This window comes from Streptomyces yerevanensis, assembly GCF_000716805.1.
In the GTDB taxonomy this organism is placed as follows: Bacteria; Actinomycetota; Actinomycetes; order Streptomycetales; family Streptomycetaceae; genus Streptomyces; species Streptomyces flaveus.
Genome location: NZ_JNWJ01000047.1, coordinates 1 through 25,480 on the forward strand (window position 1 = coordinate 1; position 25,480 = coordinate 25,480).

Consider the following 25,480-nt stretch of genomic DNA (forward strand, 5'->3'; position numbering starts at 1 on the left):
CGTCGGCTTCAGCAGATGGCCGACCGCGAACTCGTGCGGCAGCCGGGAGCCCTTGAACTCGCCGATGTCGGTGCCGTTCAGCCAGACGCGGGCGCAGGATTCGACGCCGTCGAAACGGAGCACGGCCCCGCCATCCGCCGGCCACTCGTCCGGCAGGTCGAAGACCCGCAGATGGTCACCGGTCGGGTTCTCGGTCGGCACACGCGGCGGGTCGACCGGGAACGGGTAGAGGTGGTTGGTGTAGATGGGCGAGCCGTGGCCCTGAAGGACCCAGTGGCCGGGGACCCGCACCTCGGCCCAGTTCCCGGCGTCGTACCCCTCCGCGGCGAAGGAGTCGTCTTCGGCGTCGGCGGTCGCCGACAGTCGGAAGCGCCAACTCCCGTTCAGCGAAAGGGAGGCAGCGTCGGAGGACGCGTACCAGGCGCGGGGCGGCAGCGCCCCGCGCCCGGGTGAGACGTCCTCGACGTAGTCGACGGAAGTTGTGGTGCGCAATGACATCGGTCTCCAGCGTTCCTGAGAGAAGGTGTCAGCCCTTGATGCCTGTCTGTGCGACCCCCTGCACCAGCCAGCGCTGGAGGAAGAGGAACACGAGCACCAGGGGCAGGATCGAGATGGCGGTGGCCATGAAGATCAGATGGAAGTTGACGGTCTGGTTGGTCATGTACGAGGAGAGCGCCACCTGGACCGTCCACGCCTCCTGGTCCTGGCCGATGACCAGGGGCCACAGGAAGGCGTTCCAGCCCTGGATGAAGGTGATGGTGGCGATGGCCGCGAAGAAGTTCAGCGAGTTGGGCACGACGACGCGCCAGTACGCGCCCCAGTACCCGAGCCCGTCCACACGCGCCGCCTCCTCCAGCTCCTTGGGGAACCCCAGGAAGTACTGCCGGAACAGGAAGCAGGTGAAACCACTGAAAAGCCCCGGAATGATGAGACCGCGGAAACTCGAGACCCAGCCGAGCGACGAGACCAGCACGAAGCTCGGTACGAAGGTGACGGCGGCCGGCACCATCAGGGTCACCAGGACCAGGTAGAAGATCTTGTTGGCGTGCTTGTACGGGATGCGCGCCAGTCCGTAGCCCGCCAGCGAACAGATCAGCAGGACGCCCACGGTGTGCGCGACGCCGACGATCGTGGAGTTCCACAGGGACGTCGCGAACGGCACGGTGTTGTCGCTGAACAGCTCGCTGATGTTGCCCCACTGGATGTCGGTGGGGAAGAACTTCCACTCCTCACCGGTGATCTCGGCGTCCGTGGACAGGGCGTTGCGGACGATCAGATAGAAGGGGACCAGGAAGAGGAAGGCCGCGACGCCGGTGGCTATGTAGAGGCCGGTGGAGCTGATGACGCTGCCGCGCCTGATGCGTTGCGGCTTGCTCTTGCTCACCCGGGGCGCGGTCTCCTTGATCGGAGGCGTGGTGGTGGTCACTTGTTCTCGTCACCCCTTCCGAAGCCCATGATCCTGCCCTGCAGCAGCGTCACCGTGCAGATCAGGACGGTGAGGATCATCGCGCCCGCGCTGCCGGCGCCGTAGTCCTGGCTCTCACCCAGAGCCGTGTAGTACAGCTCCACGAGTGGTGGTCGGCCCCATGTCGTCTTCGTGATCAGGTTGAAGAACTCGTCGAAGGCTTGATACGCGGCCACAAGGAGCAGCAGGATCACGGCCGTTGACGTCGCCCGCAGCTGGGGCAGCGTGATGTACCAGAAGGTCTGCCAGCCCGGCTTGGCGCCGTCGATGGCGGCGGCCTCGTACAGCGACGGCGGGATGTTCTGCAGTGCCGCCAGGAACAGGATCATGTAGAAGCCGGCTTGCAGCCACAGTCGCAGAGTGACGATGACCAGCCAGTACCAGGGCGGATTGGGGTCGGCCAGCCAGGCGACGTTCTCGATGCCGAACCAGCCGAGGACGGTGTTCATCAGCCCGAAGCGCACGCCGCTGAAGATGGACATCTTCCAGATCAGCGAGGCGGCGACGAAGCTGACTGCCGTCGGCAGGAAGAAGACCGACCGGAAGAACGCCTTCATGAAGCGCAGTCGGTGCACCATCAGCGCCAGGCCCAGCGACAGCGCCCAGGTGATCGGCACGACGATCGCGGCGAAGACGGTGAAGGTCCCCAGTGACCCGACGAAGTCGCCGTTCGTCAGCATGTACTCGTAGTTGTCGAAGCCGACGAACTTGTCCGGCGTGACCGTGTAGCGCGCTTCGTAGAAGCTGAGCCAGGCGCTCCAGAGGATGGGGATGTAGACGAAGATCAGCAGACCGATGAGGAACGGTCCGGTGAAGAGCCAGAAGTTGAACGTGGTGCCCCGCACACCCCGCCGCGGCTTGGTCTTGGAGACCTTGGCCGGGGCGGGGCGCGTGGCATCACGCGTAGTCGTGGTCGACATGTCGTTACCTGTCCGGCGGCCTATCCGAAGAGCTTCTTGAGTTCGCGGTTGACCTTCGCATCCGTGGTGTCGAGGGCCTTCTCCGGCTCCACGCCCTTGCGTACGACGTCGGCGACCGCCTCTTCGAACGAGGTGATCATCGCCTGCGTCCAGTGCGGGTTCTCGAACCGCCCGTACTCGTTGAAGAACTTGACGCCCTCAGCCGGCAGACCCGTCTTGAGCTTGTCGGCGGACTCGGCGATCGACTTGCGCGGCGGGACGTGGAAACCGTAGCTGAGCGCCCAGTCCTCCTGGTGCTCCTTCTGGTCGATCCACAGCCACTTCACGTATTCCTTGGCCAGGTCGACGTTCTTGCCCTTGGCGTTCACGAACATCGACCAACCGCCGTTGAAGACGGACGGCTTGGCCCCGTCCGCGGCGACGGGGTAGGGGAAGATGCCGAGGTCGTCGCCGAGCGCCTTCTGCAGCGCCGGCATGGCCCACATGCCGCTCCACTGGATCGCGCAGAGGCCCTGGATCAGGGCGGAGGGGTCCCAGGAGTCGGCGGGCGCTCCGGTCAGCAGATGGCCGGCCTTGAACATCTTGCGGTACTTCGCCAGGTTCTCGGCCACCGCGTCCGTGTGGTACGCGATCTGGTTGTCGGCGGTGAGCTGGTCCGCGCCCGAGGACCACATCAGGCAGTAGTTCGTCTGGACCATGTCGTTGCCGATGAACAGGCCCTTGACCTTGTCGGTGGTGAGCTTGGCGGCGGCCTCGACGAGCTCGTCGAGCGTCTGCGGCACGCCGACGCCCGCCTTTTCCAGCACCGACTTGCGGTAGTAGAAGAACTGCGGGTCGTCGATCATGCGGACGCCCCATATCTTCCCGTCGATGGTGTGCGACTTGAGGTCGGCGGGGTTGAAGTCGTCCTTGACCGGGTTGACGAGGTCGCTCAGGTCCGCGACCTGGCCGCTCTCGATGAGCTGGAGCTGCGGGTGGAACTCGAAGACGTCGGGCGCGTTCTCGGTGAGCAGGGCCGAGAACAGCTTGCTCTCGAAGTTGGAGCCGGTGATCCACTGCGTGGCCACGTTGGCGCCGTCGAAGTCCTTCGCGTAACGCTTGATGGCCTCCTGCGTGCCGGCCTCACCGTACGCGTGGAAGTACTGCGTCAGGGCCTTGCCCGAGGCGCCTCCCTCGGAGCGGCCGGTGTTGCCACCGCACGCGGCCAGCCCGCCGGCGGCGGCCAGGCCCATGGTGGCCCGGAGTATGGATCGGCGGTCCCAGTTGTTGCTCATTGCCGACATGCTGACGTCCTTGTCTCTTGTACGGCTGCGGCTCTACGGCTCAGCGCCCAGTAGCTCAAATTGGGTTGCGGCGGGACGTTAACCTTCGGCTAAGGCTTCGGCAAGGGGTTGGACGAAGTCTGTTCGAAGCGTTGTGTCCGGTTCGGAATTCCGAACGTGGGGCCTGGCGAGGGTGACCCCAGGGTCGGTTACTGCCTGGACCAGGTGCGCCGGTTGGGCCTCTGGCCGGCCTTCTGGGTGACCGAGGACAGGGCGCCCTCGAGCGCGAACGTCGCCGCGCCGAGGCACACCGGATCGGTGGGAATGGGGGACAGGACGATCTCGGTGGCGGCCAGTGGCCGCTTCAGCGCGTGCCGGGCCACCGCCTCGCGCACCTCCTCGAGCAGAGGTTCGCCGAGGGCGGCCGCGACCCAGCTGCTGAGCACGACCACCTCGGGGTTGAGCAGGTTCACCAGGTCCGCGATGCCCGCACCGAGGTAACGGGCCGTGTCCCGGACCACCTTGACCGCCACCGGATCCTGGGCGGCGACTCCACGGGCCAGGGCGTCGATGGTTGCCGTCTGGTCCTCGGGGTGGTGCAGTGGGCTGCGGGGGCTCAACTCCCGCAGGTTCTGCATGATTCCGGGCGCTCCCACATATGTCTCCACGCATCCGTGGTTGCCGCAGTGACAGAGCCGCCCGTCCAGTACGAGCGTGGTGTGGCCCCATTCGCCCGCGCTGTTACTGACCCCGCGATGGAGCCCGCCGCCGAAGGCGAGTCCGGCGCCCACCCCGGTGCCGAGGTTCACCACCACGGCGTTCCCCCGCCCGCGGGCCGCGCCGAACCACAGCTCGGCGACCGCGCAGGCGCGCAGCGGATTGTCGAGATACAGCGGATACGAGATGTGCTCGGAGAGCAGATCGAGCAGCGGCACGTCGTGCCAGTCCCAGTTCGGCGCGTACTCCGCGATGCCGGTGGCGCGGTCCACCTGCCCCGGCACGCTGACCCCGACCCCGAGAACACGCGCGCCCTCGACCCCGGCCTGCGCGACCACCGAGCCGACAGCCGTGGCCACATGTCCGACGACCTGCACCGGGCGGCTCTCACCGGGGCGCATGTCCTCGTCCGCACGGGCCAGCACGTTCAGCGCGAGGTCGAACAGCTCGACGCGTACGTACGTCTCCGCGATGTCCACGCCGATCAACGCGCCCCCCGACGCGTTGACGGCCACGAGGCCCCTCGGGCGGCCACCCGCCGAGTCCTCGAATCCGACCTCCGTGAGCATCCCGAGGTCGAGCAGCTCACCGACCAGCGTGGCCACCGTGGCCAGACTCAGCCCGGTGGCGGCCGCCAGCTCCTGCCGGGACGTGGGCGACTCGGCGATGATCTGGCGCAGCACCTCATAGCGGTTCGCGGTGCGTATGTCGCGTGATGTGCCGCGCTTCATGAAACTCCCCTCACTGACCAGCACCGGGCTGCGATCCGGACCTGCTTTTCCTGCCGGGGGTCCGGGGGTTGTCCCCCGGGAAAACACAGCACCGGGCGGCCCCCTCGATCCCTTCAGAACCATGCCGAGCCACGTCGGCCCCGGCGCGGCGCAAGGCTATGGCCTGCGACGGAGTTTCGACAAGGGGTTAGGAAAGGGGTTGTAGAAAGACAGGGCTTACTTGGGGGATGCCTGGACGTCAGACGCCGAGCACCTCGCGGACGAAGGTGTTCCGGAACTTGCCGGTCGGGTCCAGCTCCTCGGCCAGGGCCGTGAACGTGTCGATCCGCGGATAGCGTTCGCGCAGCGCGGCCGGTGGAGTGGTGAACACCTTGCCCCAGTGCGGGCGCGGATCGAAGGGAGCGAGTGCCTCCTCGACGCGCCGCACCACCGGCAGTACGGCCGCCGTGTCCTCGACCCAGGTGAAGTGGAACGCCACGGTGTCCCGCCCGTACGCGGGGCTCAGCCACTGGCTGTCGGCGGCGACCGTGCGGACCTCGCAGATCTGCAGGACCGGCGCGATCGTCTCGCGGATCGCGTCGAGAGCGTGCAGGGCGTCGAGAGCGTACGGGCGCGCGAGCAGGTACTCCGACTGGAGCTCGGCGCCACTGCTCGGGGTGAACTCGGCGCGGAAATGCGGCAGTCGCTCATGCCAGGGGCCCGGCACACCGAACTGCTGCGTGCAGTTCCCGGCGGGCATGCCCGGCACGGGGTGCATGGCCTCGGTGGCGGGCGCGGCCCACGGGAAGTCGTGCAGCGGCTGGTCGGTCCGACGCTTGACCCAGGCCTGTACGAAGCCGGACCGCTGCCAGTCGGTGAACAGGCTCACGCTGTACGCCGCTGCCGACACCGTCTCGAAGTCCAGTCCGGCGAGGGGGAGTTGGCCGTACACCTGCTGGGCGATCTCGAAGTCCGGCTCCAGGTCGAGGGTGAGCGCGGTGACCACGCCGAGCGCGCCCAGGGAGGTCACGGCGCCGTCGAAGCGGGCGTCGCCGCGGGTGATCGTCAGCAACGAGCTGTCGGCGGTGACCAGTTCGACCTCGCGTACGGCCGAGGCCAGCGAGCCGTTGCCGTTCCCGGAGCCGTGCGTGCCGGTCGCCACCGAGCCCGCGACCGAAATGTGCGGCAGCGAGGCCATGTTGTGCAGGGCGAGCCCGTGCTCATGGACGCGCCGGGCCAGCTCCGCGTACCGGACCCCGCCCGCCACCCGCACCGTACGGGCCGCCGTGTCCACCTCGACCGACGGCGGCAGCGCGGTCAGCGAGACCAACACACCCTCGCTGCCCGGGTCGGCGATCGCGTTGAACGAGTGCCCGCTGCCGAGCACCCGCACTCGCGCACTCTGCGCGACGAGCGCGCGCAGCGCGTCGAGCGAGTGCGGGCGGTGCAGCTCCTTGGCGGAGTAGGTGATGTTGCCCGCCCAGTTGGTGACGGGCTCTGCCATCCCTGCCATGTCGTCCCTCCCCAGGAAGCCCTCTGTTGTAGGTGGAAGCTACCTTGACGGGCGGCTGGGTGCCCTCGGCGGGTAGGGCGGCGGTGTTCGCTGTGCCCGTGGTTCGCTCTGTGCCAGCCGTTCGGTGTGCCCGTCGCGGAAACCTCCGGGGTTCTCAGTCGGCTTCCGGTGCGGCACGCAGCGCGGGCGCATCGACCGATGCTGCCGGACCTCCCTCACCGCGAGCCGTCCAGTCGCATGAGGACGGAGTACGCCGACTCGGCCCGGCGCGCCGGTGCGGCGTCAGGGCGTGCGTGGTCCAGGAAGCTCTGAGTCCCGCCGTGGTGGCGAACCCGGCCGCCATCCAGAAGGGTGACGGTGTCGGCTTCGTCGGCCAGGTCGGCGATGTCATGCGTCGACATGAGCACCGGGGTCTTCGCCGCGACCTCCCGCAGCACGTCACGGAAGACCATGCGCTGGTGGGGGTCGAGTCCGGCCGTGGGCTCGTCCAGCAAGATGACGCGCGCGTCGTGGGCGAGGGCGCAGGCGATGCCGACACGGCGGAGTTGTCCCCCGGAGACCCTTGCCGTCTTTTGGCCGGCCTGCTCGGCCAGGCCGACCTGGTCGAGGGCGGCTCCGGCGCGCTCCCATGCACGGGAGCGGCTCTCACCCTTCAGCCAGGCGACGTATGCCACGTACTCTCGGGCAGTCAACTGCCGTGAGGTGGGCACCCGTTGAGGCAGCCAGGCCACGTGGCGGCGGTATTCACGGCTGGCGGAGGTGAGGTCCGTGCCGCTGAGCAGGACTCTGCCCGCCTTCGGCGTGACCGTGCCGGCGAGCAGAGCCATCGTGGTGGACTTGCCCGCTCCGTTGGGGCCGAGCAGGATCGTCAGCCCTTGCTCAGGGACCTCGTAGGTGAAGCGGGACAGGACAGGGCGAATCCAGCGGTGGTAGCTGAAGGTCACACGGTCGAGCAGCAGAGTCATCGGGCGGTCCTTGGTGCGAAGCAGACGAGGGAGAGAACTCCGGCCAGAAAGACAGCGCCGGCGCCTGCGGCGGCATGTGCGACATGGGCTTGCTCTGTGACGATCACCCAGGGGTAGGGGTCGTTGCGACTCCGGCCTCCGAGGAACATGGAGTGAATCATCCAGAAGGCAGGGAGCAGGGTCGCCCTGTGTCCGAGCAGTGGCCAGGCGCCCAGGGCGAGTCCGCAGAAGAGCAGGTTGTTGCGCGCCGCTGTCCACATCGCTTCTGGGTCGAGTGGAGACATCGCCATGGCCACGACGGTTGCGAGCACGGCGAAGCCGGAGACCAGGGTGATGTCCCTCGCGTCGAGCCTGCGGACGGCAGACCGTTCCATGGAGGGCAGTCGCCGTTCCAGGCAGACGACCAAAGCGACGGAGGGGATGAGGCAGAGGAAGTTGCCGAGCTCTGTTGGTACGGCGTAGTACCCCAGGAGTGCCGGGAAAACGAGGACCACATCCAGGGTGAGCCCGATGCTCAGGGCGAAGGCCACCAGGGCACCGGGCAGCAGGTCCAGGGCTCCCCGCTGGCGCAGCCACCAGATCATGTTCAGCGACCTGCCCGGCAGGCATGCCGAAGCTGCTCGGCGTACCAGGTCTTCTGCTCTTGCGCTGGGAGCTTGTCCACTCTGGCCATCTCGGCGAGGAGCTGCTCTCGGCTCTGCCCTTGTGTGAACTGCTGGGTCTCGTGGGACAGCCAGGCGAGGTACTCACTCTCCACACCTATGGTCCGGGCGGCCCAGAGGGTGTTGTAGTGCAAAGTGTTCCAGTCCGGATTCGCGCAGGGCATTCCGACGACGGAAATGGCGATGTTCTCCCGAAGGACCTGTTCCGCGTTGCCGGGCACGAGGTCGAGTGACCAGTGCTCTCCCTCGGCGTCGAGTCGCCGGACATCGGCCACGGTGAGGTCGGTGATGCGAGTGGGCTTCTTCCTGATGATGCCCTTGTCCTGCAGTTGGCCTGTCATCTTGTGGAGTTCGGCCTGAATCTCCCCGATGTGCTCGGAGCCGGCTGACGGCAGGCAGACCTCAGGCACGTCCCCCTCACAGGTGATGGGGGCCAAGCCCTTCGTGGTAGGAGCGATCGAAGGCCAGTCCTTGGTGATGCTGTATGCGCCGAGCAGGCCACCGACTGCGATCACAAGGGATGTGGTGACAGAGGCGACGCGGATACGCCCGTGCCGTGCCAGTACAACGCAGGCAAGGGCCAGGCAGACCGTCGGCAGAACTGCGGCTGCCGTCATGGCCGGCGAGTACGTCTCACCGAACCCCACCCAGGCGATGGACCCGGTGACATGGTGCGCCCAGTAACTGTCCGTCCCCAGCGGGAAGCTGACCCCGATGAATACCGTCACGGCTACGAGCGGCGCGGCGTACAGCGCATGGAATCGGCGCCCTATGACGAATCCGATGACAGCGTGTGCGGTGAGCAGGACGACGACGATCCCCATCAGTTGCCACACATACAGATCGGGAAGGACCCCGACCACCCACAGCCCACCGGCCGCGACGCCGGCGGTGAGGACCGACAGGGAGAGCACGGCGATGAGGATGGGCTGGACGGCGATGCGCCAAGTGGAGCGCGCGGCCCCCAACTCCCAGGTACCGAGGGCTCGCAGTCGTGTCGCCTCCACCGCGGCCAGGGCTGCCACGGCCGCGGCGGCCATCGGGACCGGGGCATGCACGGCGTACGACGCGACCTGTGCGGGCCACGGCGCTGCAATGAGCGACTCGATGTTCCGGGTGGTCGTGAGGAAGACGTAGGTGAAGAAGAGGCCGATCACGGGGAAGGCCAGCACAGCTGGATGTGTGCGAAGAGCGGAGGAGAAGCGCATGAACCCTCGTATGGAGAACAAGCCCGGGCCGCCGCATGCAGTGCGGCGGCCCGGCAGGATTAGTCAGCCAGGGTCGTGTCTACGCTGACTTTGTCGGCGGCACCCGTGCAAGCGCCGCACCCCGAACCGAGCTTGGTGATTTCGAGGGTCGAGGCCCTCCCCTCGAACTGGGGACCGAAAGGCTGGGTGAACGTAGCACCGCCCCTCCGCCTGAGCAACGATCAGATCGGTGACGGGCTGGACGCGGCGATCGGCGCGTATCTGCAGGCCAGAACGCCATTCCCGGCCGAGCCGGAGGTGAAGGCGGGGCCGGTGTCCACGGTGAAGATCGTCCGACCTGTCGGCCGGAGTCCTTCCCAGGTTCTGCCGCGCCCGCCGCGATGCTGCTCCTACGATCCGTCACCGGGCCGGTACGCCGGGAGAACGTGGGAGGGCGCGGGGATGCAGGAGCTGGAGCGGATCACGGCGCGCCGCAGTGAACTGAACGTGCTCGCCGAGGAGTTGGCCAAGCGACTGCAGGAGGTGCGGACGTGGATCGTCACGCTGCCGCAGTCACAGCGTCACGCACGTGGCGGGATCGCAGATAGCCGCAGGACGCATGGTTGTTCGGCGAGGGGTTGTCCACCCTGATGTCGGCGATCACCTTCGCCGCGCCCCTGAAGTCGTCGGCCAAGGTGGTGTCCAGCGTGACGAGGTCAAGCGGGTCGGCAAAGTTCGTCCACAATCGTACCGGGGCGGGAATGCGCAGGGGCCGGGTGATGACGTCCTGGATCTCGGTGTAGCCCAGAGGCGAGCCCAGCGTGATGAACAGCGGGACGTCCTTCTGAGCAAAGTCGGCCTCGCTGAGCACGTCGTAGGCAACGACAGTGCCAAGGCTGTGGCTGACCACCACGACGGGTCCGGCCACGGCGTCGAGGACCGTGCGCAGTCGGTCCCTGATCCTGTCCTGAGTTCTGGTGAAGAAGTACCCGTTGGCGTCCGGGATGAGATGCCGCAGCAGTTGCCGCAGCAAGAAGCGGCGCAGCGGTCCGGGCAGCGGCAGCAGCTCGACGACACCGGCGGCGGGGCGGACGTCTGTGGTCGGGGCGAGGCCCGTCGGGCTCGCGGCGCGGGCCGCCATACTGATCGCCAGGGAGAGGGCAAACTCCTGCCCGTTCGAGTCCATCTCGCCAAACGCTTCGCGGGCTTCGGCGTCCTCGAGGAGTGCGGTATCGGCAAACGCGTCGGACACGAGCGCTGCCAGGGCACCGGTCGCGCCGCACGCATCGGCTGCGATCGCGGCAGGCCGGTCGTGCAGCAGGTCGGCGTAGTAGACCATCCGGGTGCGCTCTCTCATGTCCCGTCCGAACAAGTCCTCGTCCCAGGCGCGCTTCAGGTCGGACTCCGGCGGTTTATTGCCAGCGCCATGCACATAGATGAACGTGGCGGAGTTCGCATTGAATTCCATAGCGGAAATCTCCCTTCCGATTTCCCGCTGCGGAGCGCGGTCGCGGGGAGCATCCTGCTCCAGCGGCTTCCGGTCAACCCGCCACAAAATATTGGTACAGGCAGACGCGGTTGCCCGTTCGACGCGCTCTTGATTCCTGCGGAAGCAAGGAATGAATCATCGCTGACGGGCAGCCCGATTGATCTCGCGGCGACGACGAAAAGTGGGAGACGAGATTCCCGCGCCCCGGGGCTAGCCAAAGTCCTGTATCCGCGGGACGCTGCGAAACTCACAGGCGTGAGCCAGGGAGAAGTGACCAGCATGCCCGACGGCAAACGTGCGCTCGATTATCTGCGGCAGTTCGGCTACCTCCCGGACGAAGCCGCCCTCGACTCTCCCCAGGGCGCGGCGGCCGTCCGGGCGTGCCAGGCCATGGCCCTGCTTCCGGCCACCGGGGAAGTCGACGCCGAGACAGAGAAAGTGTCCGAACGGCCGCGCTGCGGGTTCCCGGACCGGCAGGGTGCCCTTGAGGCCGGCATCGGCACCTTCGTTGCCTTCGGCACCGTAGGGGATCACGCGGTCCTCACGTACCGCGTAAATAATCTCTCCCCCGACTTGGACAGCGATCGGCAACGCAGCCTTATAGCCGTGGCCTGGGATCGCTGGGCAGCGGTGGTTCCCTTGGTGTTCCAAGAGACCACAGAGGCACCCGACATCGAAATTCTCTTCGGCGCCCTCAACTACGGCGACAATTTCCCGTTCGACGGACCCCAAGGTGTACTGGCACATGCGTTCTTCCCGCCGCCTAATGCCGGGGATCTGGCCGGAGACGCACATTTCGACGAGGACGAGACATGGCAGGAGGGATTCACCGCCCAAGGCTTCGACCTGCTGACGGTCATGGTGCACGAATTCGGTCACTCACTGGGCCTGGCGCACACCTCGGTGCCGAGTTCGACGATGAACCCCTTCTGTCCGACGCCGTCGGTCCCGGCGGCGGACGACCGTGCCGGAATCCGCTGTTTCGCTGTTTTCCCAGGCCGATGGTCCCGTGCTCCCGCCCGATCGTGACCTCTTGTACGCCGGCCACACGGGCAGACCGTGAATGCCGGAACCCAGGGCCGTAAGAAGCGCTCCGCTCGAGGTGACGCCGGCGGTCCTGGCCATCTCCTGCTTGTCCGGTTCGTGGGTCGCTACACATAGTGATCGTTGAGTCCCCAGGGAGTTCCTGTGTTCACCGTTGTCCTCGAGACCCGGACGGCCGCGCCCGGGCATGTGGTTTCTCTTCGTACCTCGAAGAACTGGAATGCGGACATCCCTGGCTGGTTCTCGGACGGGCAGTGGGTCTTCACGCTCGACGAGCGCGACTACGAGGGTCAGTTGGAGTTCAAGCTCGTGCTGGACCGCACCGCCTGGATGGCAGGGCCCAACCTGATCGTGGCGACAGCGCCCGGCGTAACCCACCGTTACACGGACGCCGAGGTTGCCTTCGCCGCCGAGGGGAAGGTGGTCGCGGAATCCGGCCGGGTGCAACGAGCTCTCGTCCAACCCGAGTACGACGAAAACCACATCTACGACGTCATAGTCGTCGGCTCCGGCTTCGGCGGCGGGATCCTCGCCGATCAGCTCGGCGACCGGGGCGCGGACGTACTCGTACTGGAACTCGGGTCCTATCTGTTCCCCACCCATGTCGCCAATCTTCCCCGCCGACTGCGCACCGGAGTCTTCGACAAGCATGTATGGGGGCTGTGGCAGGACTTCCGCACGGTCAACTACACCAATGGCCCGGGATCCGACTTCCAGGGCGCCCAGGGATTCAACCTTGGCGGACGGTCTGTCTTCTGGGGCGGTCTGATCCCCGCAATGAGTGCCTGGGAACTCGCCGGCTGGCCCCAGGAAATCCGCGATCACCTCCTCGACATGGGCTACCGGCGCGCGCAGGACGCCCTCAACCGGACCACCCCGGTCGCCTCGGCCTACCAGGAGGACACCAAACGGCTGCTGACCACCACACTGCCCGACCACGAGCACCTCGACGCACCGGTGGCGGTCCAGTACCAGGGCTACACCTCGGCGTCGATGCCCGGGGGAATGTTCTCCACCGCCGACCTGCTACTGGAGAGTCTGTTGGTCCAGGACAACACCCCGCCACCAGGCAGGCTCACCGTCAACCTCAACCACGCGGTCCGCGAGGTGCTCACCGACGGAGACCGCCAGGCCAGCGGCGTGCGCTGCTTCGACCTCCTCAACTGGCGGGAACGCCGCTACCGGGGCCGGAACATCGTGCTGGCCGCGGGGACCATCGAGTCGGCGAAAATCGCCCTCCAGTCCCGGCTGAAGGACCCCAACCAGCTGATCGGACGTGGCATCACCGACCATCCGATCCTCTACACCCACTTCTCCCTCCCCTTCGCCTCGCCGCACGCCGTGCCCGCCTCCAGTGCCAAGGTGCTGTCCCGGTACCGCCACGCCACGGCCAATGACCACCCCTACAACGTGGTGCTGGAACTGGGCGCGGACTTCAACCAGGGCCGCTACGCCGATCCCGACAACCTCGCGCAGCACCGCAAGGACAAGGCCGACTCGGTGCTGTGCGAACTCGTCTTCCTGCTCCACGCGGATCTGCAGAACGACAACCGCGTCGAACTCGGCGGCTCACCGGATGCCCCCGTGACCGTCCAAGTCCGGCCCGCTTCCGTCGCGCAGGAGGTCCAGGAGCAGATCGAGCAGGTCCAACAATCGGTCTTCGCCGCCTTCGACGCGCAGCGGGTCGGATTCGAGGACCTGTCGCTGAAGACGGCGTCGCTGGGCGGAGTGGCCCATGAGGTCGGCACCCTGCGCATCGGCGGTGTCGTCGACAGCAACCTGCGGTTCCTCGGCTACGACAACGTCTACGCCTGCGACAACTCGGTGTTCCCCACGTCCCCGGCCGCGAACCCGTCCCTGACACTGACCGCACTCGCACTGCGCCTGGCGGAACACCTGACACCGACGGGATGAGACCGCGGACCGGCGGTGGCAGACCAAGCACCTGTCGGCAACTCAGTGAGCGGTGTGCATCGTGAAGTTGCGGGTCATGGGTCTGGTGTGCGGGGATCTCGGGCTGGTCGTGACACCAGACCCGTGACCAGCAAACTTCACGATGCATGAGTCTCACTACGGATGCCGCCTGATCGGCCCTTGGCCTTACGCGCCACCCGTGCGCAGCCCTGGCCGGAGGTCTGCGCGCTGCCAGGCGCCAGAAAGCGCTTTCATGTCCATTGACCCCCTCGCTCGCAGACCCATACCGTAGAGACCGGTTGTCATAGACCGTTCGCCATACCCACCTCACCGAGCTGGAGGCCAGTTCGTTGCCCGAGCATTCACCGGGGAGCTCCTCACCCCAACGTGAGTGTCCCGTCGCGCTGTTCGCGATGAGCGCCGAGAACCTGTCGCAGGTCTTTCCGTCGGAGGTGCTGGCCCGTCTGCGTGAGGCCGTAGAAATCGATCCCACTCTGGTGGTCGAGAACAGCTTCGCCGACCCGCGCGTACGGGACGTGCTCGCCAGGACCGAGGTCCTCGTCACCGGCTGGGGCTGCCCCTGTATCGACAAGGCGGTGCTCGACGCGGCGCCGAAGCTGCGGGCGATCCTGCACGCCGCGGGCTCGGTGAAGGGCTTCACCACCCCCGCCGTGTGGGAGCGCGGGATCGCCGTCTCCTCGGCCGCCGGCGCGAACGCGCTGCCCGTCGCCGAGTACACGCTCGCCATGATCCTGCTCGCCGGCAAGGACCTCTTCACGAGCAGGGAGCGCCTCAGAGCCGAACGGGCTCACCCCGGCTGGGGGATCGTTCCCGGTATCGGCAACTACGGCCGACGCGTCGGTGTCATCGGCGCCTCCCGCATCGGCCGCCGCCTCATCGAGTTGCTGCGCCCCTTCGACCTGCGGCCGAGCCTCACCGATCCGTACGTCGACGAGGACGGGGCCGCCGCACTCGGCGTACCCCTGTTGCCGCTCGACGACCTGCTGCGGTCCAGCGACATCGTCACCGTCCACGCCCCGGACACACCTGAGACCCGCCACCTGATCGGTCGCCGCGAACTCGCCCTGATGCCGGACGGATCCGTCCTCATCAACACCGCGCGCGGCGCGCTCCTCGACCACGACGCGCTGATCGACGAACTGCGCACCGAGCGGATCAGCGCGATCCTCGACGTCACGGACCCGGAGCCGCTGCCCGTCGATTCACCGCTCTTCGACCTCCCGAACGCGTTCATCACCCCGCATCTCGCCGGCTCGCAGGGCAACGAGGTGGCGCGTCTCGGGCTCACCGTCGTCGAAGAGGTGGAGCGGCTGCTCGCCGGGCGCGGACTCGCGCACCGTATCGACCACTCGGAGCTGGGACGCGTCGCATGATCATCGCCGCAAGGAGTGGTCGTCGGCGCCCGTGCCGCGTCTCGTAGGGTGACGTGCACCAATGCGGGGAGGGGGCCGAGCGGTGGCCAAGAAGACGGAGCCCGAGGCAAACAGGGACGCGTCCACGGTCCGGGACGTCGCCGCACGGGCGGGGGTCTCCGCGTCGACGGTCTCGCGTGTCCTCGGCGGCACCTACCCCGTCGCCGCGGCCACGCGCGCGCGGGTGCTCAAGGCCATGCGCGAGCTGGACTACGTGGTCAACGCGCACGCCCGCGCGCTCGGCGGCTCGACGAACAAGACGGTCGCGTTCGTGGTCGACGATGTGACCGGGCCCTTCTACGCCCATATCGCGCGCGGGGTGGAGGAACAGGCCTCCGAGGAGGGCCGGCTGTGCATGCTGTGCACCACGCACGGCGACCCGAAGCGGGTGCTCACGGTCGTCGAGACCATGCGTGAGCAGCGGGCCGACGCCGTGATCGTGGTCGGCGGCGCCTGGGAGGACAAGGCGTACCAGGACCGGATGACGCACTTCGCGCACGCCCTGGACCGGGTGGGTTCGCGGCTCGTGCTGGTCGGCAGGCCGCCGCTCGGCCCTGGCATACCGGCCACGGTCGTCGAGTACGACAACGAGGGCGGCGCCTTCGCCATGACCACGCACCTGCTGTCGTCGGGGCACCGGCGCATCGCGTACGTGGGCCGGATGCCCGGCCTGTCCACCAGCGGCCAGCGGCTCAGCGGCTTCACCCGGGCCCATGAACTGCTCGGTCTCACGCCTGATCCTGAGCTGATCGTGGACGGTGCTTTCTCGCGGTCGGTCGGCTATCAGCTGGCGCGTCAACTCCTCGCGGCTGGACGGGAGTTCACGGCGGTCTTTGCGGCCACGGACATGGTTGCGGCCGGGGTGATCCAGGCCCTGCGGGAGGGTGGGCGGCGTATTCCGGAGGATGTCGCCGTCGCGGGATACGACGACATTCCTGTGGCCAGGGACGTCTTTCCCTCGCTCACCACCGTCAACGTTCCGCAGGAGGAGCTGGGCCGGGCCGCCGTGCGGCTGGCGCTGCACCGGGACGAACTCCCGGACAGCCAGCACCTGGTGCTCGGCACGCATGTGGTACTGCGCGACTCGACCCGTCGGCCCGGCCGTTGAGCACGCCTCGGTCAAGCCCCTGAGTTCGACTCTCTTGGACAACCGGTCTCTAAGATCACGGTTGCCATTCCGTTCGCTACTGGTTCGTAATATCGTGCGTAACTGCCCAAGTTGAGCCGTGCGGCACTTTTTCGTGCACGATCTCTTGCCACTTCCTGTGGTCCCTCTTAGCTTCCATAGAGACCGATTTCTATAGCGGCCCTCGGATGCGCCCCGAGCGGTGGCTCTCCCTTGCTCACCGCATCCCCGTAAGGAATCCGTATGCCCGTCACCAGAAGATCCGTCCTGGCCGGTGCCGCCGCCGGGACCGGCGTGCTCGCCCTGAGTGGCTGGTCCACGGCGGCCGTCGGCCAGGCCCCAGCCGTCGAGGCGGCGGCAGCCGAGGGCGCTCGCCGCCTCGACCTTCTCGACTTCGGCGACCCGGATTCCGAGTCCGTCCACGACCTCACCACCGACAACACCGCAGTCGTGGACGGCAACGCGGGGGACAAGGCCCGCGTCGCGCGGCCCCTCGACCCCGCCGACATCAAGGCCGGCGACCTCCGGTTCACCATGAAGGTCGACCCGGTCCACCAGAACTACCTCACCGTCAAGTTCTGGGGCAGCGACACCTCGATGTACAAGACGATCGCGTACATCAACGGTGAGCAGATCGGCTACCGCCGCTCCGGCGACTACGAGGCCCTGAACACCGGCACCAACCGCCCCCTGCCCGGCCGCTTCTTCTACGCCACGACGATGCTCCCCCTGGAGCACACCCGAGGGCAGGAGACCGCCGAGATCACCCTGCGGACGTACGACAACGCCTTCAACGCCAAGGTCACCGCCAACTCCCGTGGCTACTACCGGGCTTACACCCACACCAGCGCGTATCTCGACGTGAGCGACGAACCGCAGGCCGACTACACCCCGCCCACGGACACCGTCACGGACCTGTCCGAGGAGCAGAAGCAGGCCCTGGTCGACGACTACGTGGCGAGCCAGGTGAAGCTCTTCAGCGACTGCTCGGCGAGGATCGACGCCTCGGCCACGGCCCGCCTCTCCATCGTCCGTTACCAGGACGAACTCCGCTTCTACGCCACCGCCTTGACCCAGGCCGCCTGGTGCCCGGCCAAGTCCGCCGCCGACAAGAAGGCCGCCCTGCTGCGCGTCTTCAAATGCGTCGACAACCACACCAAGGACTACTACGGCAACACGAAGCTGCTTGCCCGCGGCGGCCACCAGGGCGACTGGGGCGGGTACTACGGGGCGCTCGGCGAGGCCCTGTACGTCGTGGAGAACCTGATCGCCGACAACGATGTCTACGGACGTGAGGCCTTCGAGGCGTTCCTCGACGAGCCCTTCACCACCGGCACGAGCGACGGCGAGACCTCCCTCAAGGACGTCGACTTCGATGGCTCGCCGCTGACCCGCCGCGCCGCCTGGGGCCGGGTGCTGAAAGCCAACTTCGACTACGCGCGCTCCCGGCTCTCGTACATCTACAACCAGGTGATGTACACGTACGAGGGTGCCTGGGAAGCCCATGAAGGGCTGCGCGTCATCGGCTCCAAGTTCTACGAGGGCAAGGCGCGCAGCCATCGCATCGCGGGCGAGGCGCTCGGCTGGCTGCCCTTCCTCGGTGAAGAGGTGCTCGTCGGCCCGGACGGCCAGGAACTGGACCTCTTCCATTCGCTCTTCTACCACGACACCACGGCCCGCTGGACCGACGACTACATCAAGTACGTCATCAAGGGCCTCGCCAAGTCCAAGCTCGACAAGGACGGAAACGTGGTGCGACGGCTTCCGCTCGGCAGGCACTTCACCGGCATCACCGAGGCCGGTCACACCCGCGAGAACGGCTACGTCGCCAACTACGGCGAGTCCACCAACTACCTCCCCGAGTGGTTCCACCGCACATGGGGACACAAGGGCGACGAGGAACTCAACGACCACATCCTGGAGTTGGCGCTGCGTAATCTGCACGCCCGCTCCCACGCCCGGATGACGGACCTCGACGACAACCTCAAGCGCACCATGCGCATGGAGATGGTGATCGACGAGCGCAACACCAACTACCCGGGATTCCCCGGCTATGTGCTCCGTATCTCCGAGGGCAAGATCCTCAACTACGTCTCCCTGGCCCACCACATCGCCCAGCACCCCGACCGCTACGCCGGCGAGGAGTGGAAGCAGGTCCGCGCCCACGCCCGCGAGACCGTCGGCTTCGCCCAGCAACAGCTCGCCGACCACCAGTACTTCAACACCTTCGCCTCGGTGAAGGCCAAGAACAAGTACGACCTCAAGCTCGCCGAGACCTACGCCTACCTCAAGGCACACGAGCCGACCGGCATCGTCCACCCCCACACCGACTTCGACTGCTACACCGCCGCCGAACTCGCCGCGCTCGCCGTCAAGAAGAGCGAGTACGAGCGCTTCGCCTGGGTCGACGTGGACTGCATGTTCGTGTCACTGCGCGACGGCGATCTGCACCTTTGGGGCCAACTCAACGAACGCCAGCGGGGGTTCGCCCGCAACGGCCGACTGCACGCCCGGTACGCCAACCGCGATCACCTCGTGCAGCTGGGCTCCGACGGGCTCTTCCAGTACGAGGACTACTGGGCCCGGATGGACAACATCGACGTCGACTTCATGGAGGACCAGCAGACGGCGGACGGCGGGGCGCCCCAGGCCCTCGCCGGTGAGATCGCCCCCATCACCTACCAGCCCGGCGTCGGCACGGTCCGTCGCGAGAACTTCGAGGCCGACCATGCCTACTCGGGCTACCCGGACCTGCTGACCGCCCGCTACGGCCGCTACTGCTTCGTCTTCAACACGACGCGCAAGGTGTACGGCAACGAGCGCGCGTACGACGTGAAGATCCCGGCGGGCCACTCGGGCTCCACGGTCCTCGACCTGGTCAGCGGCAAGGAGCTGGCGATACGGGGCGGCAGGGTGACCGTACCGGCGAAGACCGGTGTGGTGCTGAAGCTGTCGTCGGCCGACATTCCCCAACTGCCGCCCGCCCACGTCGACTTCGTGCACACCCTGCCGGGCGACGGCGCGGTCACCGTCACCTGGCAGACCACGGCCGGTGCCACTCATTACGAGGTCAGGCGGGCCACGCGCCGGCCCGGACCGTACGCCCTGATCGCCGAGAAGGTGACGGGCAGACACTTCACGGACCCGAAGGTGCGTACCGGCGAGACGTACTACTACACGGTCACGGCCGTCAACGGGGTTGGTTCCGGGGCGAGTTCACATACGATCCGCGCCAAGCTCCCCGCCTCCGTCTCGCCGGGTCTCGCGAGGTCCGGCTGGCGCGACGACGCCCTGGGCACCGCCCGCTCGGGCGGCGCGGCCGTACGCGGATCGACCGTGCGCGTGCTGGGCGCCAAGGGCGACGGGCTCGGCGAGGGCGACGACTACCAGCTCCTGAAGCGCACCATCGAGGACGAACTCCACTTCGTCAGCCGCCCGTTGCCCGGCAGCTTCACGCTGACCGCTCGCCTCGACACCGCCCGAGGTCCGCTGACCGGGCTGATGCTCCGCGACAAGCTCGACCCCGACACCCGCCACGTCTACTTCGGCGCCGACGCGGACGGCAACCTCGTCTTCCACAACCGCACCCGCGACAGCCGCCACGACTGGCAGGACGACCTGCGCTCGCCCATCACCCGAAAGCCCGAGGGCCAGACCCTCGCCGCCACCCCCTGGCTCCGGCTGGTCCGGGACTTCGCGACACACCGCGTGCTCGCCCAGGTGTCGGCCGACGGTTCGGTGTGGCTGACGGTCGGCTCGCTGTTCACGCCTTTCCCGTACGCCGTCCATGCGGGCGTGGCGGCCACCGGGGACGCCACGTTCACGAAGGTCGCGGTCGATGTGCTCGCGGCCGGCGCGGTTGTCGTCTCGGTCGAGCGGGATGCCGATACCGCGGTTGTTCGCTGGAACAAGCCAGAGGACGCGGTGGCGTTCACGTTGTCCCGCTCGACGGACGGTACGCAGTGGGAGGTGCTGGAGAAGGGCACCCGCTCGTACACGTACAAGGACGAGGGGCTGCGCCACGGGAGGCGCTACTACAAGGTTGCCGCCCAACTCGTCGGTGGTGGCACGCGTGAGACGACCGACCCCGTGGTCGTCTCCGCCGAGACCTTGGCCCAGGTCATCGCCCGCGCCCGGAAGGTGGACGCCTCCGAGTGGACGAAGAAGTCGTACGCGGCCTTTGTCGCCGAACTCGATCGCATCGAGAAGGGGGCGGGGGAGGACGAGGACACCCGTATCGACCAGGTGTACGCGGCTTACGAGCTTCTCGTCTCCATCGAGACGCTGCTGCGGAAGTTCGAGGTCACGCCGTCGATGGTGCAGGCGTCGACCGTCGCGTGGCCGGGCACGGGGACGACGGCGTCGAACGGGTGGCGGGCCTTCGACGGTGACACGGCGACGTATACCGACACGCTCGCCGCGGAGAGCTGGATCGACATCGATGCGGGAGCCTCCGGGCCGATCACCGTGGACCGTGTCCGGCTGTATCCGCGTGTCGGGCAGCTGAGCCGCGCCAATGGGACGGTTTTCCGGGGCTCGAATGACGACGGGGGCACTTGGACGGACTTCCACACGGTCAGCGGGGTCAACGCTGCCGAGTGGTACGAGTTCAAGCTGCCTGAGCGTGCCTCGTACCAGCGGATTCGCGTGTACGACGGCCACAATGGCCGCTGCAACATCGCGGAGGTGGAGTTCTGGTACCAGCTGCCGGATGAGGAGTGAGAGCCGTGGGCCCCGCGAGGGGCCCCGGCCCCGCAGCTCCGCAAGCAGAGGCATACCGTGAGAGTTCGAGCACGGGAGCCAGAAGTGCACGGGAGCGAGGAGGTCGGGATGGGCAGCCGTACCGCACTGGTCGAGGATCTGATGGAGCGGTTCCCGCATGTGCCGCGGGAGGCCGTCTTCAAGGAGGACCTGCTGCGTGGGGGAGTGGCCTTCGACGACTCGGCGCTCAGCGACAACGAGGGCGGTGACGTCAAGCCGAAGTCGTACTTCATCTTCTCCTTCGACCACGGGACCCTGCCCGAGCTGGGAGAGGCGGCTCTCCGGCGCCCGCCCGAGGAGATCATCCTCACCGGAGGCCCGTACGACCTGCGGCGGACCGTCGTCTCCGTACGCGTCAATCCGTCCTCGCCCTACCGGGTGGCCTCCGACGAGGACGGCATGCTCGGGCTCTATCTCGACGGGAAGCGGATCTCGGACGTCGGGGTGCCGCCGATGCCGGAGTACTACCGGCACACCCTCGCCAACGGGAAGTCCGTGATGGAGGTGGCCCCGACGATCCAGTGGGGGTATCTCATCTACCTGACCGTCTTCCGGGTCTGCCAGTACTTCGGTGCCAAGGAGGAGTGCCAGTACTGCGACATCAACCACAACTGGCGCCAGCACAAGGCGGCGGGCCGCCCGTACACGGGTGTGAAGGACGTCGAGGAGGTCCTCGAGGCGCTGGAGATCATCGACCGGTACGACACGGCGAAGGTGTCCACCGCGTACACCCTCACCGGCGGCGCCATCACCTCGAAGGTCGCCGGGCGCGACGAGGCCGACTTCTACGGGCACTACGCCAAGGCCATCGAGGAGCGCTTCCCGGGGCGGTGGATCGGCAAGGTCGTCGCGCAGGCGCTGCCGCGTGACGACGTACAGCGCTTCAAGGACTACGGCGTGCAGATCTACCACCCCAACTACGAGGTGTGGGACCGCCGTCTCTTCGAGCTGTACTGCCCCGGCAAGGAGCGCTACGTCGGCCGCGACGAGTGGCACAAGCGCATCCTCGACTCGGCGGAGATCTTCGGCGCGCGCAACGTCATCCCCAACTTCGTCGCCGGCGTCGAGATGGCCGAACCCTTCGGCTTCACGACGGTCGACGAGGCGATCGAGTCGACGACCGAGGGCCTGCGGTTCTTCATGTCGCACGGCATCACGCCCCGGTTCACCACGTGGTGCCCCGAGGTGACGACGCCGCTCGGCAAGGCCAATCCGCAGGGCGCTCCGCTGGAGTACCACATCCGGCTGCTGGAGGCGTACCGCTCGACCATGGAGGACTTCGGGCTCTCCTCGCCGCCCGGATACGGTCCGCCCGGGCCGGGGAACGCGGTCTTCTCGGTGAGCTCGTTCATGGACAGTCTGCCGGCGAACGAGGAGGCACGGGCGGTCTGAGGGGCGCGCGGTCTGAGGGGCGCGCTGCGGGTCCTGTCTGGGGGCCTGTGCGGGCTGGTTCGGGGGTCCTGTTTGTGCTGGTGGGGACGAGATTGGGGCTGAGGGGGATGGGGCTCGTGAGGTACCAGAGCTAAGCGCATATGCATGTGACGCTTGTCAGTTGTGTGGGAAGCGTGGAAAACTCTGCTCCCCGTTGAGTTGTCCCCGCTCAACTGTCGTATTGCCCTGGTGAGTTGACTCCCCCTTTTCCGGATGCAGGTGAAGTCCCGCTCATGCCTGACCTGCCGACCCCTCAAGACGCCGCCGAAGCCGCGCTGTTCTCGGAATGCTGGGACGCGGTGCTGTCGTACGCCGATCTGTGCACCGCCGGTTCCGCCGGTGCCCGACAGCTGGCCTCCGAGGCGTTCTCCCATGGGATACGTGAGGTGCGCGCCACCGAGGACAGTGGCGGCAAGAGCTTCGGGCGCCGGTTGCGGACGCCCCGGCTGCCCCGAATACCGCTGTTACTGACCTCCGTACGCCAGACGGCCGCAGGCTGGGAATCGAAGGGCCAGGGAGACCGCCTCGACCCCGACCTGCGGCTGTGGCTCAACTCCGAGAAGGCGGAGCGTTATTCGGGACCGCCACTGCAACGTCCGCTCGCGCTCCGCGCGCTCAGGGACATGCAGGAAGCGGACGCGGCGCTGCTCTGGCTGGCCGAGGTCGAGGCGATACCGCTGCCCGCCGTGGCCAGAAAACTCGGCCTCGATCCGGAGGGTGCCGCCGAGGAACTCGCCCAGGTGCGAGGCGTGTTCCGCGACCGCTGCCACCGCAACCACCTCGACACCCCGCTCGAAGCGGAGTGCCGCAGCTATGCCCGGCTCCTCGACGCGGTCACCCGCTCGCCCGTCGCCGACGCCCCCGCCGACCTCTCCCGCCACCTCGCGCGCTGCGTCCAGTGCGCGGAGGCCGCCGCCTGTCTGCGGCTCGGCGGCGGCGCCGGGCTGCCCGCGGCCCTCGCGGCCGGCGTGCTCGGCTGGGGCGGGCGCGCGTATCTGGAACGGCGGCGCAGGGCCGTGGAGTCGGGGCTCAGCCGGTCGTCGAGTACGGACCTGGACGAGGTGACGGCGCCGGAACCAGAGGAGGCGGCCAAGGCCAGGATCGGGCGCGCCGGGCTGCTGGTCGCGGCCGTCATCGTGTCCCTGCTCGCGCTCGTGGTCTCGCTGGGCGCCTTCGACTCCGACAGCGACCCCGTCGCACAGGACGGGCCGACGTCGGACCGTCAGCCGGTGGGGGGCCAGGTGCCCCCGGCGGACCTCCTGCCGTCCGCCACCACGTCCCCCGCTCCGAAGCCCTCGGAATCCGACCCCTCCGACCCCGGGTCGGGCTCGGACGCCGACGAGGACGGGGACGGGGACGGGGACAAGCAGCCGGGCAAGAAGCCCCAGGGCGAGGCGACGGCCTCCGACGAACCCGAATCTGACTCCGAGCCCACGAAGCCCGCCTACTGCAAGGCCAGTTACGACCTGGTCAACCAGTGGCCGGACGGCTTCCAGGCCACCGTCACCGTCACCTCCACCAAGGCCCTCGACGGCTGGCGCGTCGGCTGGAAGTTCCGCGACGGCCAGCGCATCACCCAGATGTGGGACGGCACCGTCGACCAGGACGGCTCCCGGGTGACCGCCACCGCCGCCGACTACAACAAGTCCGTACCCGCCGGCGGCAAGCTCGCGGTCGGCTTCCTCGCCTCGTGGGAGGGCGAGAACTCGGCGCCGTACGACGTCACGCTGAACGGGCACGGCTGTACGGAGGCGAGCTGAGGGGCTCGCTTCGGGGCGAGCCCCGGGCCTGGACGTGAGGCGCACCCTGGGCGAGGAAGGAACGGAGGCCCAGTGACGACCGGAGTGATATCGCTCAATGTGTGCTGCGGGCTGTCGTCCTCGCTGCCGTCGGTGAAGGAGCGGGCGGTCGAGTTCTGCTCGGTGCTCGAAGCTTCGGACGCCGGCATCGTGAACTTCCAGGAGGTCTGGACTCCTGGTCTGCTTCGGGTGCTGCGCAGCCGGTTGCGGTCGTACCCGTTCGTCGCCGTCAGGGGCGGCGTGGCCAGTCAGCCGGCCGGGGGACTGGTGTCGTTCTCGCGGCTGCCTGTCCGGTCGGTGTCGTACGTGTCGTTCCGCGGCGCACGCCCTCGGGCGGGCGGAGTGCTCTTCCGGAGCGCCGTGGCGATCGGAAGCAGCCTCCAGGGAGTGCTGACCTTCGAACTGACGGGACGTCGGACCGTCCTCGGGAACGTCCATCTGAGCGCCAACAGGGACGGTGACTGGACCGCCGGCAACCGGCACCAGGCCTTCCAGCGAACACAACTGCAGATGTTCCACCGAACACTCCGGCGGGCCCGTCGACCCGATACGGAACTCGCGGTCGCCAGCGGCGACTTCAACGTCTCCAGCGACAGTCCGCTCTACCCGTTGGTGGTGGACGGAGACACATGGCGGGACGCGTTCGCCGGGGATGACCGGCCGACCTACCACCCCGAACTCCTGCCCAGCGGCAAGCGGGCGCACCGCATCGACTACGTGCTGGTCGCGGGCGATCCCGAACGTCCTCCGGTGACCGCGACCTCGCTGTTGTTCACGGACCGGGTCCAACTGGCGGACGGGCGCAGCACGTTCCTGTCCGACCACGCGGGGCTCAGGGTCGAGGTGACGCTTCCCGGGCCCGCGGCGTAAAACGCGTGGGGTCCAGAAATCCTGGATGCCCAGGGCGCGAGCCTGCACGCGGATCGCTATTCCGTCGCCTCTTGCAAACGGGTTGCACACGAAGCCCTTTGGTCGGGCGTTCTTTCGGAAGTGGCTATGTCTACTGTGTCGACAAGGACACGGGGTTTCTATGCCCTTTAGGCGGGCGTTCTTTGGAAACCCTCGCGGAGCGCATCATGGAC

The 25,480-nt window shown here is 67.7% G+C and carries 18 protein-coding genes; 8 read left to right on the plus strand and 10 right to left on the minus strand.

What is annotated here, in order from left to right; genetic code table 11:
- From OP79_RS35965 to OP79_RS56160, 10 genes are all read right to left on the minus strand, one after another.
- On the minus strand, positions 1–498 hold a 498-nt coding region (locus OP79_RS35965), incomplete at its 3' end, for a sugar-binding domain-containing protein (RefSeq protein WP_033326319.1).
- Positions 499–526: 28 nt separating this feature from the next.
- Positions 527–1,426: a carbohydrate ABC transporter permease gene (locus OP79_RS35970; RefSeq protein ID WP_033326321.1), complete on the minus strand. Its 900-nt coding sequence runs from the start codon at positions 1,424–1,426 to the stop codon at positions 527–529.
- Positions 1,423–2,385, minus strand: a complete 963-nt coding sequence (locus tag OP79_RS35975) for a carbohydrate ABC transporter permease (protein ID WP_033326323.1) — start codon at positions 2,383–2,385, stop codon at positions 1,423–1,425. The genes OP79_RS35970 and OP79_RS35975 overlap by 4 nt, the downstream gene beginning before the upstream one ends.
- A gap of 20 nt (positions 2,386–2,405) precedes the next feature.
- Complete coding sequence (locus tag OP79_RS35980) at positions 2,406–3,668, minus strand: ABC transporter substrate-binding protein (protein ID WP_033326325.1); 1,263 nt, start codon at positions 3,666–3,668, stop codon at positions 2,406–2,408.
- Positions 3,669–3,856: 188 nt separating this feature from the next.
- Positions 3,857–5,095: an ROK family transcriptional regulator gene (locus tag OP79_RS35985; RefSeq protein ID WP_033326457.1), complete on the minus strand. Its 1,239-nt coding sequence runs from the start codon at positions 5,093–5,095 to the stop codon at positions 3,857–3,859.
- A 238-nt stretch (positions 5,096–5,333) separates the two neighbouring features.
- On the minus strand, positions 5,334–6,578 hold the full coding sequence (locus OP79_RS35990; protein WP_033326327.1) for an FAD-binding protein: 1,245 nt from the start codon (positions 6,576–6,578) through the stop codon (positions 5,334–5,336).
- Positions 6,579–6,802: 224 nt separating this feature from the next.
- On the minus strand, positions 6,803–7,552 hold the full coding sequence (locus OP79_RS35995) for an ATP-binding cassette domain-containing protein (RefSeq protein WP_033326329.1): 750 nt from the start codon (positions 7,550–7,552) through the stop codon (positions 6,803–6,805).
- Complete coding sequence (locus tag OP79_RS36000; RefSeq protein WP_033326331.1) at positions 7,549–8,136, minus strand: hypothetical protein; 588 nt, start codon at positions 8,134–8,136, stop codon at positions 7,549–7,551. Before OP79_RS36000 ends, OP79_RS35995 begins: the two co-directional genes overlap by 4 nt.
- Positions 8,137–8,138: 2 nt before the next feature.
- A complete protein-coding gene (locus tag OP79_RS36005) occupies positions 8,139–9,422 on the minus strand; it encodes a DUF7224 domain-containing protein (RefSeq protein ID WP_033326333.1) in 1,284 nt (427 codons plus the stop codon).
- Positions 9,423–9,960: 538 nt separating this feature from the next.
- Positions 9,961–10,869, minus strand: coding sequence for a lipase family protein (locus tag OP79_RS56160; RefSeq protein WP_033326335.1), 909 nt, complete (start codon positions 10,867–10,869; stop codon positions 9,961–9,963).
- 276 nt (positions 10,870–11,145) lie between these two features.
- On the opposite strand from OP79_RS56160, the gene OP79_RS56165 reads away from it, so the two are divergent.
- The 8 genes from OP79_RS56165 (at position 11,146) to OP79_RS36050 (ending at position 25,268) form a co-directional block, all read left to right on the plus strand.
- The gene (locus tag OP79_RS56165; RefSeq protein ID WP_169786237.1) at positions 11,146–11,919 is read left to right on the plus strand and encodes a matrixin family metalloprotease; all 774 of its coding nucleotides are present in this window, start codon (positions 11,146–11,148) and stop codon (positions 11,917–11,919) included.
- A gap of 159 nt (positions 11,920–12,078) precedes the next feature.
- Positions 12,079–13,848, plus strand: coding sequence for a GMC oxidoreductase (locus tag OP79_RS36020; RefSeq protein ID WP_033326337.1), 1,770 nt, complete (start codon positions 12,079–12,081; stop codon positions 13,846–13,848).
- A gap of 413 nt (positions 13,849–14,261) precedes the next feature.
- Positions 14,262–15,242: a hydroxyacid dehydrogenase gene (locus OP79_RS36025; protein WP_051745174.1), complete on the plus strand. Its 981-nt coding sequence runs from the start codon at positions 14,262–14,264 to the stop codon at positions 15,240–15,242.
- Positions 15,243–15,303: 61 nt separating this feature from the next.
- On the plus strand, positions 15,304–16,389 hold the full coding sequence (locus tag OP79_RS36030) for a LacI family DNA-binding transcriptional regulator (RefSeq protein WP_051745175.1): 1,086 nt from the start codon (positions 15,304–15,306) through the stop codon (positions 16,387–16,389).
- 261 nt (positions 16,390–16,650) lie between these two features.
- A complete protein-coding gene (locus OP79_RS36035) occupies positions 16,651–21,129 on the plus strand; it encodes a galactose-binding domain-containing protein (protein WP_033326342.1) in 4,479 nt (1,492 codons plus the stop codon).
- A gap of 108 nt (positions 21,130–21,237) precedes the next feature.
- Positions 21,238–22,560 carry a radical SAM protein gene (locus OP79_RS36040; protein WP_033326344.1) on the plus strand — a complete coding sequence of 441 codons (1,323 nt, stop codon included), beginning with the start codon at positions 21,238–21,240 and terminating at the stop codon, positions 22,558–22,560.
- Between the two features lie 272 nt (positions 22,561–22,832).
- Entirely contained in the window at positions 22,833–24,359 is a 1,527-nt protein-coding gene (locus tag OP79_RS36045) for a cellulose-binding domain-containing protein (protein ID WP_033326346.1), read from the plus strand.
- Positions 24,360–24,431: 72 nt separating this feature from the next.
- Positions 24,432–25,268: an endonuclease/exonuclease/phosphatase family protein gene (locus OP79_RS36050; protein WP_033326348.1), complete on the plus strand. Its 837-nt coding sequence runs from the start codon at positions 24,432–24,434 to the stop codon at positions 25,266–25,268.
- Positions 25,269–25,480 lie beyond the last annotated feature (212 nt).